This window comes from Falsiroseomonas algicola (assembly GCF_011040385.1).
In the GTDB taxonomy this organism is placed as follows: domain Bacteria; phylum Pseudomonadota; class Alphaproteobacteria; order Acetobacterales; family Acetobacteraceae; genus Falsiroseomonas; species Falsiroseomonas algicola.
Genome location: NZ_JAAIKB010000013.1, coordinates 141,022 through 155,142, shown reverse-complemented (window position 1 = coordinate 155,142; position 14,121 = coordinate 141,022). Strand labels below are relative to the sequence as shown.

The following is a 14,121-nucleotide window of genomic DNA, read 5'->3' as shown; positions in this document are numbered from 1 at the left end:
CGTGCATCAAGGGTCACACCCACAAAACGCCGCAACCAGCCTCACGATCCCCGCTCTATCCTAGCGCCTATGGGGCTCCGCCCCCCTGCAACCCCCGCCAGGGTCCAACGGGACCCTGGACCGCGGGAATTTGGCGCCACGCAAACTGATGACGGTCCAGGCCCGTCTCGGGCCTGGCGGATGGGGCGCGGGGAAGGCAGCGCCTTCCCCGCATCAACCCGCGCACGCCCTGTCACCCCGGGAACAGCGAACGGCCCTCCCGCTGGGCTTCACTCCTCCTTGCCAGCCAATCCCAGCAAGGAGCCCCGCCGATGCCCCGCTTCCTCACCCTCGCCGGCCTGACCCTCGCCGCCTCCTTCAACCTCACCGCCTGCGGGCAGTATGTGCAGAACGCCACTCTCGGCCGCTGCACGGCGCTGCCGGCCAGCGGCGGGTCGCTCTGCGAGGAGATCGGCGGCGAGTACATCTTCGTCGATGCCATGACGCGGTCGATGCAGCGCGTCAGCGCCACCCAGGCCCAGCTGATCGCGCAGGTGAACGGTGCCTTCGCCGCGGCGCAGCCCGCCCCCGCGCAGGGCCCGGCGGGCGGCCAGCGGAACTGCCTGGCCAACCCGAGCATCGCCTGCTCCGGCGCGCTCAACAACCGTGTCACCGGCTATCGCTCCGGCAGCTATTCCGGCGTGTGCAGCGGGGGGCAGTGCCTGTCGATGGGGCGCTGAGCACCCCCTACCGCGGATGCCCGTCCCGCATCAGGGTGGGCAGCTGCGCCAGATCCAGCCCCTCCAGAAGGTCGTCGCCGGAGAGCGCGCTGCCCCACAGCGCTTCCAGCACCGCCACCGCCGCGGCGGTCAGCGGCATCGCCAGGCCCCGCGCCTCCGCCAGGCGCAGCCAGAGCGCCAGGCCATAGGTCACGCTCTCCGCCAGGTGGGTGGCGTCCAGCCCGAGCGGGCCGGGGGCGGCGCCCTGGGCGGCCATCGCGGCCGCCATGCGGAACAGCGGCGCTTCCTCCACGCCATGGGCGCGGGCCAGCGCGGTGGGCAGGGGCGTGACGGCGTGGCCGAGCGCGTGGGCGAGGTGCAGGCGCTCCGCGTCCAGGCGTTCCGCCAGGCGGCAGACGGCGGGGGTCAGGCGCTCATGGATGTCCCAGGGCTCCGCGCCCTCGATCCGCGTGGCATTGGCGATGGCCAGCGCTGCCTGCAGCACGGCGTCGTGGTTGGCGAGCGCCGCGCCCACCGCATCGGGGAGCGGGCGGAAGGGCACGCCGAAGAGGTCCGCCGCCAGCTGCGCCAGGCCGGTCGCCGCGGCGGCGGGGACGGCGGCGATCTCCACCCCCTCCCGCAGCGCGGTGATGCGCACCAGGTCGCCGGCCTCCCGCGCCGCCAGGAGCGGCGGCGTCGCCATGGCGCCGATCGGCGCGGCCCTGCCGAGGCTGGCCAGCAGCCGGTCCAGCAGCAGCGGCGCCAGCGAATGGCTCGGCGCCAGCAGCACCGGCACGCCCTCATGCAGCATGGGCGCGACACGGCGCAGCACGGGGCCCAGCGCGTGGGGCGGGACGGAGACCAGCACCGCCTCCGCCTGCCACAGCGCGCGGGAGACATCGACGGCGACATCGACCCGGGCGGTGCCGGCGATCACGCCTTCCACCCGCAAGGTCGCGCCGATGCCATGCGTGCCGCCGCCGCGGGGGGACCAGAGCGCCACGGAATGTCCGCGGCTGACGGCCAGCACCGCCGCCGCCGGCCCGACGGCCCCCGCACCCAGCACGGCAAGACGCATGGGCTGGCCTAGTCCAGGGAGATCGAGAGGGGCGCGGCGACGCGCGTCCAGCGCTCCAGATCCTCCCGCAGCAGGCGGCCGAACTCGGCGGGGCCGCTGCCATTGGCGGTGGAGCCGAGCGCGGGCAGGCGGGCCTTCACCAAATCCGTCTCCAGCGCCTTGGCGAATTCGGCGCGCCAGCGCTCCACGATCGGCGCCGGCGTGGCGGCGGGGGCGGCGATGCCGGTCCAGATGGAGGCCTCGAACCCCGCAAGGCCGCCCTCGATCAGGGTCGGCACGTCGGGGGTGGGGGGGAAGCGCTCGCGGGAGGAGACGCCGAGCACCTTCATCTGCGCGCCGGAGACCGCCATGACGGAGGCGACGGAGATCATCATCAGCCCGATCCGCCCGGCGGCCAGGTCGTTGAAGGCGGCCGCGGCGCCGCGATAGGGCACGTGCTCGACATTCAGCCCCTCCCGCGCCTTCAGGTCTTCCATGATGAGGTGCGTGTTGGTGCCGATGCCGGTGGAGCCATAGGGGATGGGCTGGCGGGCGGCCTTGCAGTAGGCGATCAGCTCCCGCGTGTTGTTCACCGGCAGGCTGGGCGCGGCGGCCAGCGCCACGGGGCTGTCGGAGAGGTGGATGATGGGCGCGAAATCGGCCATCGGGTCATAGGCCAGCCGGCGCCCGACCGCCTTGGCGATGGTGAGCTGCCCGGCCGTTGCCAGCAGCAGGGTCAGGCCATCCGGCGCGGCGCGGGCGGTTTCCTGCGCGCCGATGATGCCGCCGGCGCCGGCCCGGTTCTCGATCACCATGTTCTGGCCGATGCTCTGCGACACCGCCTGGGCGAAGAGCCGGCCGAGCACGTCCTGGCTGCCGCCCGGCGCGAAGGGGACGATGAGGCGCACGGGACGGTCGGGCGACCAGGCGGCCTGGGCGCGGGCGGCCGTTGCCAGGAAGGGGATGGCGAGGCTGGCGCCCAGAAGCGTCCGGCGGGGGAGGCGAGGCGGCATGGCGGGGGCCTTTTCGCGGGTTCGGTCCATGCCCCACCCTGCCGTGCCGGGGCGCTTCGCACAACGCGCAACCGGGGCGGGATGATTTGTTCCTGGCCAAGGGGTCGCGCGGCGGTCTTCACACGGGTTGCATGCCCTGTCACCGGACCCGCAACCAATCGTCACGCGATGGTCGCGCGGGTTTCATTGCCATGTCGCGGATCGCGGCGTTAATGCGACTCATGGAAGCCACCGCCCGCCTGACCGCTTCCGACGCGCTGCGGCCCCGCCGCCTGCTCCGGAAGTCCCCGATCCAGTTCTCCTCCGCCGATCCGGAAGGGTTGTGGGGCGATGTGCTGGGGTTCCGACGCCTCGGCGGGCGATTCCGGGCGTCGCGCCGCCTGGTCTCGATCCTGGCCTGGACCTTCATCGCCATCCCGATCCAGGCGCTGCTGCTGGTGCTGCCGGGGCGCGCCAATGTCGCCTTCGGCCAGGTCTATTTCCGCGTGCTCTGCTGGCTGATCGGCCTGAAGGTGCGGGTGGTGGGGGAGGCATCGCGGCAGGCGCCGGTGCTCTTCGTCTCCAACCATTCCTCCTGGCTCGACGTGCTGGCGCTGGGCACCACGCTCGATGCCTGCTTCGTGGCGAAGTCGGAAGTGGGCCAGTGGCCGCTCATCCGCACCGTGGCGCGGCTGGGCCGGACGCTCTTCGTCAGCCGGACGCGCACGGCGACGAAGGGGGAGGCCGGCGTGATCCGGGAGCGCATGGGCCAGGGGGACAGCGTGATCCTGTTCCCGGAGGGCACGACCAGCGATGGCGGCCGCGTCCTGCCCTTCCGCAGCGCCTTCCTGTCCGTCGCGGACCATGCGCGGCAGGTGCAGCCGGTGTCCGTGGTGTTCGACCGGCTGGGCGGGCTGCCGGCCTGCCGGCGGGACCGGCCGCTGTTCGCCTGGTATGGCGACACCGACATCTTCACCCATTTCTGGCGCCTGGCGCGCCACCCCGGCGGGCGGGCGACGATCGTGCTGCATGATCCCGTGGACCCCGCCGACTACCCCGACCGCAAGGCGCTGGCCGCGGCGTGCTCCGAGGTGATCGCGCGCGCCTGCGCCACCATGCGGCAGAACCGCCCCGTCGTGCCGCTGCGCGCGCCCCTGCCCCGCATTCCCGCTTGACCCGGCGCGGCGCCGTCCCGCAGCCTGAGGCCATGGCGATGAACCCTTCGGCCGTGCGGCCGTCGCACGGGGTCGCTTGACCCGGGCGCGGCGCCTGCGCACATCCCCCGCTTCCCTCCGCCGTTTTCCCGGCGGGGCGGCGGAGTGTTTTCACCGGTGAACGCCCAGACCTCACTGTCCAGTTCCGCCGGCGAAACGCCGGCGAGGCCCCTGAAGCGGCTCTTCATCCGCACCTGGGGCTGCCAGATGAATGTCTATGACAGCGCGCGCATGGCGGATGTGCTGGCGCCCCTCGGCTATGCGCCGGCGGAGGCGCCGGAAGACGCCGACATGGTGGTGCTGAACACCTGCCACATAAGGGAGAAGGCGTCGGAGAAGCTGTTCTCCGAACTCGGCCGGCTGCGCGTGTTGAAGCAGGCGAAGGAACAGGGGGGCGACCGCATGATCCTGGCCGTCGCCGGCTGCGTCGCGCAGGCCGAGGGGGCGGAGATCACGGCGCGGGCGCCCTATGTGGACCTCGTCCTCGGCCCGCAGACCTATCACCGCCTGCCGGAGATGGTGGCCCGCGCGACGCGGGCGGCCGGCGCCGTGATCGAGACGGATTTCCCCGCCGAGGAGAAGTTCGACTTCCTGCCGGACAGCACGACGCCGCAGGGCGTGACCGCCTTCCTCACCATCCAGGAAGGCTGCGACAAGTTCTGCTCCTTCTGCGTCGTGCCCTACACGCGGGGCTCCGAATACTCGCGCAGCGCCGCGACGATCATCGCGGAGGCCCGGCGCCTCGCTTCCCAGGGCAGCCGGGAGATCGCGCTGCTCGGCCAGAACGTGAATGCCTGGCATGGCGAGGGGCTGGACGGGAAGAGCTGGAACCTGGCCCGGCTGCTGCGGGAGCTGGCGGAGATCGAGGGCGTGGCCCGGCTGCGCTACACCACCAGCCACCCGCGCGACATGGATGACGCGCTGATCGCCGCCCATGGCGAGATCCCGGCCCTGATGCCCTTCCTGCACCTGCCGGTGCAGTCGGGCTCCGACCGCATCCTCCAGGCCATGAACCGAGGCCACAAGGCGGATGAGTATCGCCGGATCGCGGAGAAGCTGCGCGCGGCGCGGCCGGACATCGCGCTCTCCTCCGACTTCATCGCGGGCCATCCCGGCGAGAGCGAGGCCGACCACCAGGCGACCATGGCGCTGATCCGCGATGTCGGCTTCGCGCTGGCCTATTCCTTCAAGTATTCGCCCCGCCCCGGCACGCCGGCGGCGGGTGCGACGATGCAGGTGCCGGAAGCCGAGAAGGACCGGCGGCTGCAGGAAATCCAGGCGCTGCTGCGGGAACAGCAGGACGGGTTCAATCGTTCCTGCGTGGGGCGACGCTGCGAGGTGCTGGTGACCGGGCCCGCCCGGCATCCCGGGCAGCTCGCGGCACGGTCGCCCTGGCTCCAGCCCGTGCATTTCGAGGGCGGGGGCGAGCAGCCTGGCGAGATGGTGGCGGTGGAGATTCTGGCCGCGCACCCCAATTCCCTTTCCGTGCGTCCCCTTGGTCGGCCCGCGGGGAACGGACCGCCCGAGAGCAGCCCCCAACCCCCCTGTCAGGAGAAGGCCGCCGCTTGAACACCCAGGCCCCTGCGCTTTCTGTTATCCCTTCAGGCCGGGTGGCCGAACCGGTGGCGCGACAGCGCCTCGCCTCGGCCGACCAGCCCGCCCAGCGCGTGGTCACGATGCAGTTCGACGACAACGCGCTGGTGCCGCTCCTCTACGGGGAGCATGACCGCAACCTGGCCCGGATCGAGGTGCGCCTCGGCATCCGGCTGAACAGCCGGGGCAACCGGCTGACCCTGACGGGGACGCCGGAGCGGACGGAAGTGGCGGAAGCGGCGCTGGGCGCGCTCTGGCGACGATTGCAGAAGGGCGAGGCGGTGGGTTCGGCGGAGGTGGAGGCAGCGATGCGGATGGCCGAGGGCGTGCAGGAAGCCGATCCGCGCCTGCCGCTGCAGGACATCCCGGCGATCCGGACGCGGAAGGGCGCCATCGCGCCCCGCACCCCGGCCCAGGCCGCCTATATCGACATGCTGGCCCGCAATGACATGGTCTTCGGCATCGGGCCGGCGGGCACGGGCAAGACCTACCTGGCCGTGGCGCAGGGTGTGGCCCTCCTCCAGGCCGGGCGCGTCGATCGGATCGTGCTGTCCCGCCCGGCGGTGGAGGCCGGCGAGCGGCTCGGCTTCCTGCCGGGCGACATGAAGGAGAAGGTCGATCCCTATCTCCGGCCCCTCTATGACGCGCTGCACGACATGATGCCGGCGGAGCAGGTGAAGCGCCGGATCGAGGCGGGGGAGATCGAGGTCGCGCCGCTCGCCTTCATGCGCGGCCGCACACTCGCCCATTGCTACGCCATCCTGGACGAGGCGCAGAACACCACGCCGGCCCAGATGAAGATGTTCCTGACGCGCATGGGCCATGGCAGCCGCATGGTCGTCACCGGCGACCCCACCCAGATCGACCTGCCGCCCGGCCAGAAATCCGGGCTTGCGGAAGCCTTGTCGATTCTTGATGGGGTGGATGGCATCGCGGTGGCGCGATTTGCGGAGCGGGATGTGGTAAGGCATCCGCTCGTGGCACGGATCGTCGCGGCCTATGGGCGCCTGGATGAGGCTGCCCAGAGGGGCCGGGGGCAGAAGGAGAAGGATGGAACCGTTAAGTAGACCGCCCGGCGCGGCTGGAGAGTCCTCCGGCGGCGCTGGGATCGGGAATGGGGCGGCGGAGATCACCGTCGTCCTCGCGGCGCCCGGATGGCGCGCCGCCGTGAAGCGGCCTGAGGCTCTCGCCAGGCAGGCCGCGATGGCCGCCTTGCGCGAAGCGGGGGCCGAAGGGGCGGTCACGGTGCTGCTGGCGGATGACGCCACGGTCCGGCGCCTCAACAGCGATCACCGATCGAAAGCCAAGCCCACCAACGTGCTGTCCTTCCCGGGCGGCATGCCAGGGCATCTCGGCGACATCGCCCTCGCGCTCGGCGTGGTGCGGCGGGAGGCACGGCAGAATGGCCGCCGCCCGGCGGACCATCTGGCGCATCTCGTCGCCCATGGCGCCCTGCACCTCGTTGGGCATGACCATCTGGAGGCCGGCGAGGCCCGCCGCATGGAACAGGCGGAGGCCCGCGTGATGCGGCGCCTCGGCCGGCCCAATCCGTGGAAGGCCCAAGGGGGGAAGGAGGGTGCCGCGGCGACGCGGGCGCGCTTCGCGCCATGAGCGGCGGCAACGGCAACGGCCATGACCGCCGCAACAGCTTCTTCGGGCGCCTCCAGACCCTGCTCGGCCGGCGGGAGAACGAAAGCGTCCGCGACCGGGTCGAGGAATTGCTGGAAGCGAGGGAGGAGGAGCGGGCGGACCGCGCCGCGGCGGATGGCGATAGCGGGCTCGACCTGAACGAACGCCTGCTGCTCTCCAACGTGCTGCTGCTGCGGGACAAGACGGCCTATGACGTCATGGTGCCCCGCGCCGACATCCTGGCGATGCCGGAGGATCTGACGCTGGAACAGGCGATCCGGCTGATCCAGCGGGAAGGCCATAGCCGCTTCCCCGTCTATCGCCAGAACCTCGATGACATCGCGGGGATGGTGCACATCAAGGACGTCTTCGCCGCCGTCGGGCGGGATGCGGCCAGCTTCTCGATGAAGGCGATCCTGCGACGGCCGCTCTTCGTCGTGCCGACGGTGCCGGTGCTAGACCTGCTGCTGCAGATGCGCGCAGCCCGGATCCACATGGCGCTGGTGGTGGACGAATATGGCGGCATCGACGGGCTGGTGACGATCGAGGACCTGGTCGAGACGATCGTCGGCGACATCGCCGACGAGCACGACGAGATCACGCCCGTCACCATGCAGGACCGGCCGGACGGCACGGTGGAACTCGACGCCCGCACGACGGTCGAAGCCTTCGAGGCCAAGTTCGGCGCCGTGCTGACGGAGGAGGAGCGGAACTCCGACATCGACACCGTCGGCGGCCTGGTCTTCACCCTCGCCGGCCGCGTGCCGGCGCGGGGTGAACTGATCTCCCACCCCTCGGGCCTCGAGTTCCGGGTGCTGGACGCCGATCCGCGCCGCATCCGGCGACTCCGGGTGCGGATGCCGGGGACGGAGCCGGCGAAGCAGGCGGCGGAGTAGGTCGCGCGGGTTGTTTGCAGGGGGGCGCTGCCCCCCTGCACCCCCCGCCAGGGTCCAACGGGACCCTGGACCGCGGGCATAACGGCGAAGGGGGAGGGGGCTTGGGCCCCCTCCCCCTTCGCCGTTGTATCTCAAGGGTTCCAAGGGCCCGCTGGCCCTTGGCATGGGGGTCCGGGGGAACGGCGTTCCCCCGGAATCACCCGCGCACCATCCCCGCCTCCGCCTCGACCGCCTCGCTCCCCGGGAACGCTGCCGCGACGGCCTGCGGTGGCAGCCGCAGGTGGTCGCGCAGCAGGCCCTTGGCGATGGCGCGCAGGTCGCGCGTCGGCTGGACGTCCCGGTTCTCGAAGAGCCTGCCTTGGCCGAGGCCGGGCCAGTCTGCCAGCACGCGGCCGCCCTGGATGGCGCCGCCGGCCAGGAAGGCGGCGCCGGCGGTGCCGTGGTCCGTGCCGGCGTTGCCGTTGATGCGCGCGGTGCGGCCGAATTCGGTGATGCAGAGCACGGCGGTGCGCGCCCAGGCGGGGCCGAGTTCGGCCTTCAGCGCGGCGAGTCCGCCATCGAGTTGGCGAAGTGCCGGCAGCATGCGGTCGGTCTGGGCCGCGTGGGTGTCCCAGCCGCCGATCTCCAGGGCGGCGACGCGGGGGCCTTCCGGCGCCGCGAGCAGGCGGCCGGCGGCGCCGGCCAGGCGGAGGAAGCCGCCCTGGTTGGCGGGGAGCGGCGCGCCCATCGAGAGGGCCTCGGTCGCGAAGCCGCGGCCGCGCAGGCCTTCCGCGACGCCGGGGCCGAGCAGCGGGTCGTCATGCAGCAGTTCCGCCATGCGGAGGTAGAGCGCGGCATCGGGCCGGGCGGGGCGGGGGGGCGCCCACATGCCGACGGGCTGGGCGCCCCGCAGGATCAGCGGCAGGTCGATGCCGAGCGCCAGGCCGCGGCGGGCCTTTCCTTCCGTCAGCGCGGCGGCGGCCAGGGCGCGGTTGAGCCAGCCGGAGGTCAGGCGCTGGTCGCTGCCGCCTTCCAGCAGGTCCTGCCCGTCGAAATGGCTGCGGGTGCGGTAGGGGCCGGCCACCGCATGGATGGGCAGCAGCGCGCCTTCCCCATACATGGCGTGCATGGCCGCGAGCGCGGGATGCAGGCCGAAGAAGCCGCCGAGGTCGAGCACGCCGCCCTCCTGCCCCGGCTGGGGCAAGGCGAGAGGGCCGCGCAGCGTGGCGTAGTCGGCATCGCCATAGGGGATGAGGGCGTGCAGCCCATCCATGGCGCCGCGCAGCAGGATGACGACCAGGCGGGCCTCGCCGGGGGTGGGATCGGCGAGCGCCAGGCGGGCCTGGCCGAGCGTCGCGACGGCGCCGAGGCCGAGCAGCAGGCCGCGGCGGCCGAGCTTCGGAAGATGGGTCATCGGCGCTGCATCTCCTGGCTGGCGAAGAGAAGGGCGATGGCGTCCCGTGCGCTGCCGGCGGTGGTGACGGCGCGGCTTGTCGCCGGGCCGGCCAGGGGGCCGAGGGTGCTGGCGAGCAGCGCGCGCGGGTCCTGCCGGGCGAAGCGGCCGGCGACGTCATAGGCGAGGTCGAGGCGCTGCATCACGCCCTCCGGCCCCGCCCAGCCCTGCGCGGTGTCGGGCCAGCCATTGGGCTGGGGGGCGTTCCAGAGGGGTTGTGCCAGGGCTGCCATGCCGCCCATCACCGGGCGCGGGTCGGTCGTGCCGCCGGCACGGTGGATGGCGAGCATCCACTCCATGGGGCTCCGCAGTTTCGTCAGGGCCGGGTTCGCGGCCTGGGGCAGGCGGACCAGCGCGCGGGAGGCGGCGCCCAGGTCGCCATCGGTGTCACGCAGCACGGCCTCGATCCGCGCCACGGCGTCGGGCGGCGGGTCGTCGGCGATGAAGTGGCGGACGAGCTTGAAGGCGAGGTGGCGGAGCGTGGCGGGGTGCGCCGCCAGGAAGCGGAGCGCCTCCTCATAGGCGGCCGGCCCTTCCTCGAACCGCCTGCCCATCACGGTCTTGGGGCCGGGTTCGTGGTTGGCGGGGCGGAAGATCGTGCCGAAGGGCTCCCGCATCCGCTCCACGCCCCAACCCGTCATCAGCCGGGCGAACTCCGTCACGTCGGCCTGGGTGTAGCCGGAGGCGGGGGAGAGGCTGTGGAGTTCCAGGATCTCCCGCGCCAGGTTCTCGTTCAGCCCGCGTCCGCTGCGCCGGCCGAAGCTGCTGTTGGGGCCGACCGAGGCGACCTGGTCGAGGTAGTAGAGCATGGAGGGCGAGGTGGAGACCGCCACCAGCAGGTCGGCGAAGCGGCCGGTGATGCGGGGGCGGACCACGTCCCGCAGGAAGCCGGCATAGGCGGTGGTCACGCCGAAGCCGCCGCGCTCCGCCACCGTGAAGTGGTTCAGCCAGAACATCACCAGGCGTTCGCGGAAGGGCTCCTCCGCCGTCAGCAGGTGCTTCGTCCAGGCCTCCTGCTCCGCCCGGAACAGCCGCGTCACGGGGCTGGGCTGGCCGGCGGGGGGCGGCGTCGCGTCATGCTCCCGCCAGGCGGCATAGCCTTCCGCGAGCGCGAAGGCGGCGTCCCGGCCCTCTGGCGGCGGGACGGGGGGGCCTGCGCCGATGGTCTGGGCATCGAGCCAGGCCAAGGGGTTGCCCTGGGTCGGATCGGCGGGGAGGGCCGCGCGGGGCCCGAGACCGAACCGGTGCACGGTGAGGTGGGGCGTGATGCTCATGGGCGAAGGCTCCGACCCAAGAATGGCGAAATCTTGGGTTACGAAACATTGCCGGTTTCGTAACCCGTTGATCTGCTGTCGTGGAGCCTACACGAATCGGTGTGTGGTCGGCACGCCATGCGTGTTCAGGCCCGGGGGCGCCACAACCCCATGGCCAGGGGCAGCCCCGCCAGGACGGTCGCGAGGCCCAGCCACTGCACGGGCTCCGGCCATTCGCCGGCCACCGGGATGCCCGCCAGCACGGCCAGGGCCGGCACCATGGCGGGGAAGATCGCCGCCCGCGCCGGGCCCAGCAGCGCCGCCGCCCGGCCGAAGGCATGCACGGCCAGCAGGCCGGAAAGCGCGCCCTGCACCAGCGCCTGGGTGCCGATCACGCGCCAGCCCTGCGCCAGCAGCGCCGGGCCATCGCCGAAGGCGAGCCAGAGCGGCAGGGCCGCGGCGCCGCCGATCACCGCCACCGCGGTCGTCGCGCGCCAAGCATCCACCTTCCAGCGGCGCGACGCGATGGTGAAGAGCGCCCAGAGAAGGCCCGCCGCGGCGAAGATCAGATCGCCCTTCCAGGCCTCGCCCTGGGCCATGGCGGCGCCGGAGACCAGCGCCAGGCCGCCGATGACGATGGCGACGCCGATCCAGCGTTGGCGGGCGATCTGCTCCCGCAGCACCAGCATGGCCAGCGCCATGGTGGCGATGGTGACGGTGGCGGGCTGCACCACGGCGCCATGGGCGAGGGGCGCGAAGCGGTAGCCCCAGGTGCCGAGCAGGATGAAGGCGGGCCCGGCCAGCAGGGCCAGCACCGCCCCCCTCCCCCAGCCGATGCCACCGAGGTCGCGCATCCCGATCCGCGGCAGCAGCGGCAGGACCAGCAGCGCGGCCGTCCCATAGCGCAGCAGCGCGAAATCGAGCGGCGCCAGGCCGCCCGTGATGCCCGCCCGGGCGAAGGAGAGGTAGCCGCCCCAGATCACCGCCGCGGTCAGGCCCCAGAGCAGGCCGCGCAGCGTGGGTGTGAGCATCAGGCTGTGGGATTTCATGACCGTCGCGCTCATGCCACCGCCTCCTCCACCAGGGCCAGCACCGTGTCGGGATCGACGCGGCGGCGGTAATCGGCCTCGGCGCGGGCGAAGCGGATGCGGCCGTCGCCGCCGACCAGGAAGGTGGCCGGCATGGGCAGGCGCCAGCCCGCGGGGCCGTTCACCGCCGGCAGATCATGGCCGAAGCGGCGATAGAGGGCGATGAGGTCCTCCGGCAGGGCGAAGCTGACGCCGAAGGCCTGGCCGGCGCGATCCTCGCTGTCCGACAGCACGGGGAAGGTCAGCGCGTTGCGCTCCGCGGTGGAGAGCGAGCCATCGGGAAGCTGCGGGCTGATCGCGACCAAAGCGAGGCCCCGCGAGGCCAGCTCCGGCAGGCGCTTCTGCCAGGCGCGGAGCTGGAGGTTGCAATAGGGGCACCAGCCGCCGCGGTAGAAGACGATCACCGCCGCGCCGAAGTCGCGGAGCGCGCGGGGGCGGCCGCTGGCATCGGGCAGCACCAGGTCGGGCAGCATCGCGCCCGCGGCCAGGATGCGGTCCTCGGCGCCATCCTGCTCCAGCGCGGCGATCTGGCCGGCGATCAGCGCCTGCGCCTCGGCGGGGGCCTTCCGCGCCCATTCGGCGCGGAAGGCATCGAGGTCGTTCTGCAGCGCGCCCATCACGCGGCCACCTTGGCGCGGCGGGAGGGGGCGACCCAGGCGGTCCTGGCCATGAAGCCGTCGAGCTTCGTGCCGGCCAGGTGGTTGGCGTAGTTGCTGATGGTCTTGGCGGCGACCACCACCAGCAGTTCCAGCGCCTGCGCTTCCGTGTAGCCGGCGGCGAGGAAGGCCTCGACCTCGCCCGGCGGCACGCGGCCGCGGTTCAGGACGAGGGAGGCGGTGAAGGCCCGCAGCGCCTGCTGCCTTCCATCCGGCAGGGCGCCGCCTTCCCGCAGCGCCTCGATGCTCGCGCCATCCAGCCCCGCCTTGCCCGCCAGCATGGAATGGCCGGAGACGCAGTATTCGCATTCATGGATGGCGGAGACGGTGAGGAAGGCGACCTGCTGTTCCGCCGGGGTGAAGCTGCTGCGGCCGACCAGGTCGAACAGCGTGCCATAGGCCTCCAGCGCCACCGGCGCCTCGGCCAGGCCGGCATGCAAATTGGGCACGAAGCCCCAGCCGGCCTTGATGGCGGCGAGCGTCGGGCGCGCGGCCTCCGGCGCGGTGTCGGCGGTGTGGGTGGGGAAATGGGCCATCGGGGTCTCTCCTCTCGGGTCGGCGTCCTTGCCGGTGAGGAGACCTTGCCGCGGTGGCGGCGCGGGCGGATCGCGGCGCGACCGGCTCGGGGCCATCCGGTTTCCGTATGGGCGGCGCGCGCGGGCCTTGGCAGGATCGCGCGCCATGGACCTGCTGCTGCATTTCCGATCCTTCCTCCGCGTGGCCGAACTCGGCGGCTTCTCCGCCGCGGCGCGGGCGCTCAACACCTCCCAGCCCGCCGTCTCGCGGCAGGTGGCGGATCTGGAGGCGCGGCTGGGGGCGCGGCTGCTGCACCGATCCTCCACCGGCGTCGCGCTGACGGAGGACGGGCTGGCGCTGCTGCCGCGGGCGCGGGCGGCGCTGGAGGCGGCGGAGGCGGCGATCGGCACGGTGGGCGACCGGCGCGGCGAAGTCGCGGGCCGCGTCAGGCTCGGCGCCGGCGTCGCCTTCGGGCGGCTGCAGGTGGTGCCGCGGCTGCCGGCGCTGCTGGCGCGCCATCCCGCGCTCTCGGTCGATCTCCAGCTCGGCGACCGGGCTGCGGACCTGGTGGAGGAGGGGCTGGATGCGACGATCCGGATCGGCACCATCACCGACCCCGCCGTGGTGGCGCGGCGCATTGGGCTGACGCGCCGCGCCGTGGTGGCGACGCCGGACTACTTGGCCCGCGCCGGCACGCCGGAGCGGCCGGAGGATCTGGCGCGGCACGAATGCCTGATCTTCACCGGCCTCGCGAGCGGGGAGGCCTGGCCCTTCGAAGGGCCGGACGGGCCGGTGCTGGTGCCCGTGCAGGGCCGCTTCCGCGCGAGTTCGAGCGAGGCGGTCCGCGCCGCCGTGCTGGCGGGCATGGGGCTCTATCTGGCGCCGCTATGGCTGCTGGCGGAGGAGTTGCGCGACGGGCGCGTGGTGGCGGTGATGCCGGGCTGGACGCCGACGCTGCTGCCGATCCAGGCCGTCTTCCCGACGCGGCGGCAGGTGCCGTCGCGCGTGCGGGCGGTGGTGGACCATCTGGCCGCCGAGTTCCGGCTGGACCCGGCGCTCAGCGACCATGGCGGGCCGTGAGGGGGAGGCGATGGCGC

General features: G+C 73.0%; 14 protein-coding genes. 7 read left to right on the top strand and 7 right to left on the bottom strand.

Features of this window, described 5'->3' with window-relative positions; genetic code table 11:
• The first annotated feature begins 311 nt into the window (after positions 1-311).
• The gene (locus tag G3576_RS24820; RefSeq protein WP_164697162.1) at positions 312-719 is read left to right on the top strand and encodes a hypothetical protein; all 408 of its coding nucleotides are present in this window, start codon (positions 312-314) and stop codon (positions 717-719) included.
• Between the two features lie 7 nt (positions 720-726).
• On the opposite strand, the gene G3576_RS24815 is transcribed toward G3576_RS24820, so the two are convergent.
• Together G3576_RS24815 and G3576_RS24810 are read right to left on the bottom strand one after the other, a co-directional pair.
• Entirely contained in the window at positions 727-1,776 is a 1,050-nt protein-coding gene (locus tag G3576_RS24815; protein WP_164697161.1) for an NAD/NADP octopine/nopaline dehydrogenase family protein, read from the bottom strand.
• Positions 1,777-1,784: 8 nt separating this feature from the next.
• Positions 1,785-2,768: a Bug family tripartite tricarboxylate transporter substrate binding protein gene (locus G3576_RS24810; RefSeq protein ID WP_164697160.1), complete on the bottom strand. Its 984-nt coding sequence runs from the start codon at positions 2,766-2,768 to the stop codon at positions 1,785-1,787.
• 212 nt (positions 2,769-2,980) lie between these two features.
• Here G3576_RS24810 and G3576_RS24805 point away from each other — a divergent pair, with 212 nt between their 5' ends.
• The 5 genes from G3576_RS24805 to G3576_RS24785 all read left to right on the top strand — a co-directional run bounded on the left by G3576_RS24805 (position 2,981) and on the right by G3576_RS24785 (position 8,079).
• On the top strand, positions 2,981-3,922 hold the full coding sequence (locus tag G3576_RS24805; RefSeq protein ID WP_235952417.1) for a lysophospholipid acyltransferase family protein: 942 nt from the start codon (positions 2,981-2,983) through the stop codon (positions 3,920-3,922).
• 156 nt (positions 3,923-4,078) lie between these two features.
• On the top strand, positions 4,079-5,530 hold the full coding sequence (gene miaB / locus G3576_RS24800) for a tRNA (N6-isopentenyl adenosine(37)-C2)-methylthiotransferase MiaB (RefSeq protein WP_328729760.1): 1,452 nt from the start codon (positions 4,079-4,081) through the stop codon (positions 5,528-5,530).
• Between the two features lie 107 nt (positions 5,531-5,637).
• Entirely contained in the window at positions 5,638-6,621 is a 984-nt protein-coding gene (locus G3576_RS24795; protein ID WP_164697177.1) for a PhoH family protein, read from the top strand.
• Between the two features lie 100 nt (positions 6,622-6,721).
• Positions 6,722-7,165, top strand: coding sequence for an rRNA maturation RNase YbeY (gene ybeY, locus G3576_RS24790; protein ID WP_328729758.1), 444 nt, complete (start codon positions 6,722-6,724; stop codon positions 7,163-7,165).
• Complete coding sequence (locus tag G3576_RS24785; RefSeq protein WP_164697158.1) at positions 7,162-8,079, top strand: hemolysin family protein; 918 nt, start codon at positions 7,162-7,164, stop codon at positions 8,077-8,079. The genes ybeY and G3576_RS24785 overlap by 4 nt, the downstream gene beginning before the upstream one ends.
• Positions 8,080-8,275: 196 nt before the next feature.
• On the opposite strand, the gene G3576_RS24780 is transcribed toward G3576_RS24785, so the two are convergent.
• The 5 genes from G3576_RS24780 to G3576_RS24760 all read right to left on the bottom strand — a co-directional run bounded on the left by G3576_RS24780 (position 8,276) and on the right by G3576_RS24760 (position 13,044).
• Complete coding sequence (locus G3576_RS24780) at positions 8,276-9,472, bottom strand: DUF1501 domain-containing protein (RefSeq protein WP_164697157.1); 1,197 nt, start codon at positions 9,470-9,472, stop codon at positions 8,276-8,278.
• Positions 9,469-10,785, bottom strand: a complete 1,317-nt coding sequence (locus G3576_RS24775) for a DUF1800 domain-containing protein (protein ID WP_164697156.1) — start codon at positions 10,783-10,785, stop codon at positions 9,469-9,471. The genes G3576_RS24780 and G3576_RS24775 overlap by 4 nt, the downstream gene beginning before the upstream one ends.
• A 125-nt stretch (positions 10,786-10,910) precedes the next feature.
• Positions 10,911-11,828: a DMT family transporter gene (locus G3576_RS24770; protein ID WP_164697155.1), complete on the bottom strand. Its 918-nt coding sequence runs from the start codon at positions 11,826-11,828 to the stop codon at positions 10,911-10,913.
• Complete coding sequence (locus G3576_RS24765; protein ID WP_164697154.1) at positions 11,825-12,469, bottom strand: peroxiredoxin-like family protein; 645 nt, start codon at positions 12,467-12,469, stop codon at positions 11,825-11,827. Before G3576_RS24765 ends, G3576_RS24770 begins: the two co-directional genes overlap by 4 nt.
• The gene (locus G3576_RS24760) at positions 12,469-13,044 is read right to left on the bottom strand and encodes a carboxymuconolactone decarboxylase family protein (RefSeq protein WP_164697153.1); all 576 of its coding nucleotides are present in this window, start codon (positions 13,042-13,044) and stop codon (positions 12,469-12,471) included. The genes G3576_RS24765 and G3576_RS24760 overlap by 1 nt, the downstream gene beginning before the upstream one ends.
• A 145-nt stretch (positions 13,045-13,189) precedes the next feature.
• Here G3576_RS24760 and G3576_RS24755 point away from each other — a divergent pair, with 145 nt between their 5' ends.
• Positions 13,190-14,104: a LysR family transcriptional regulator gene (locus G3576_RS24755; protein WP_164697152.1), complete on the top strand. Its 915-nt coding sequence runs from the start codon at positions 13,190-13,192 to the stop codon at positions 14,102-14,104.
• Positions 14,105-14,121 lie beyond the last annotated feature (17 nt).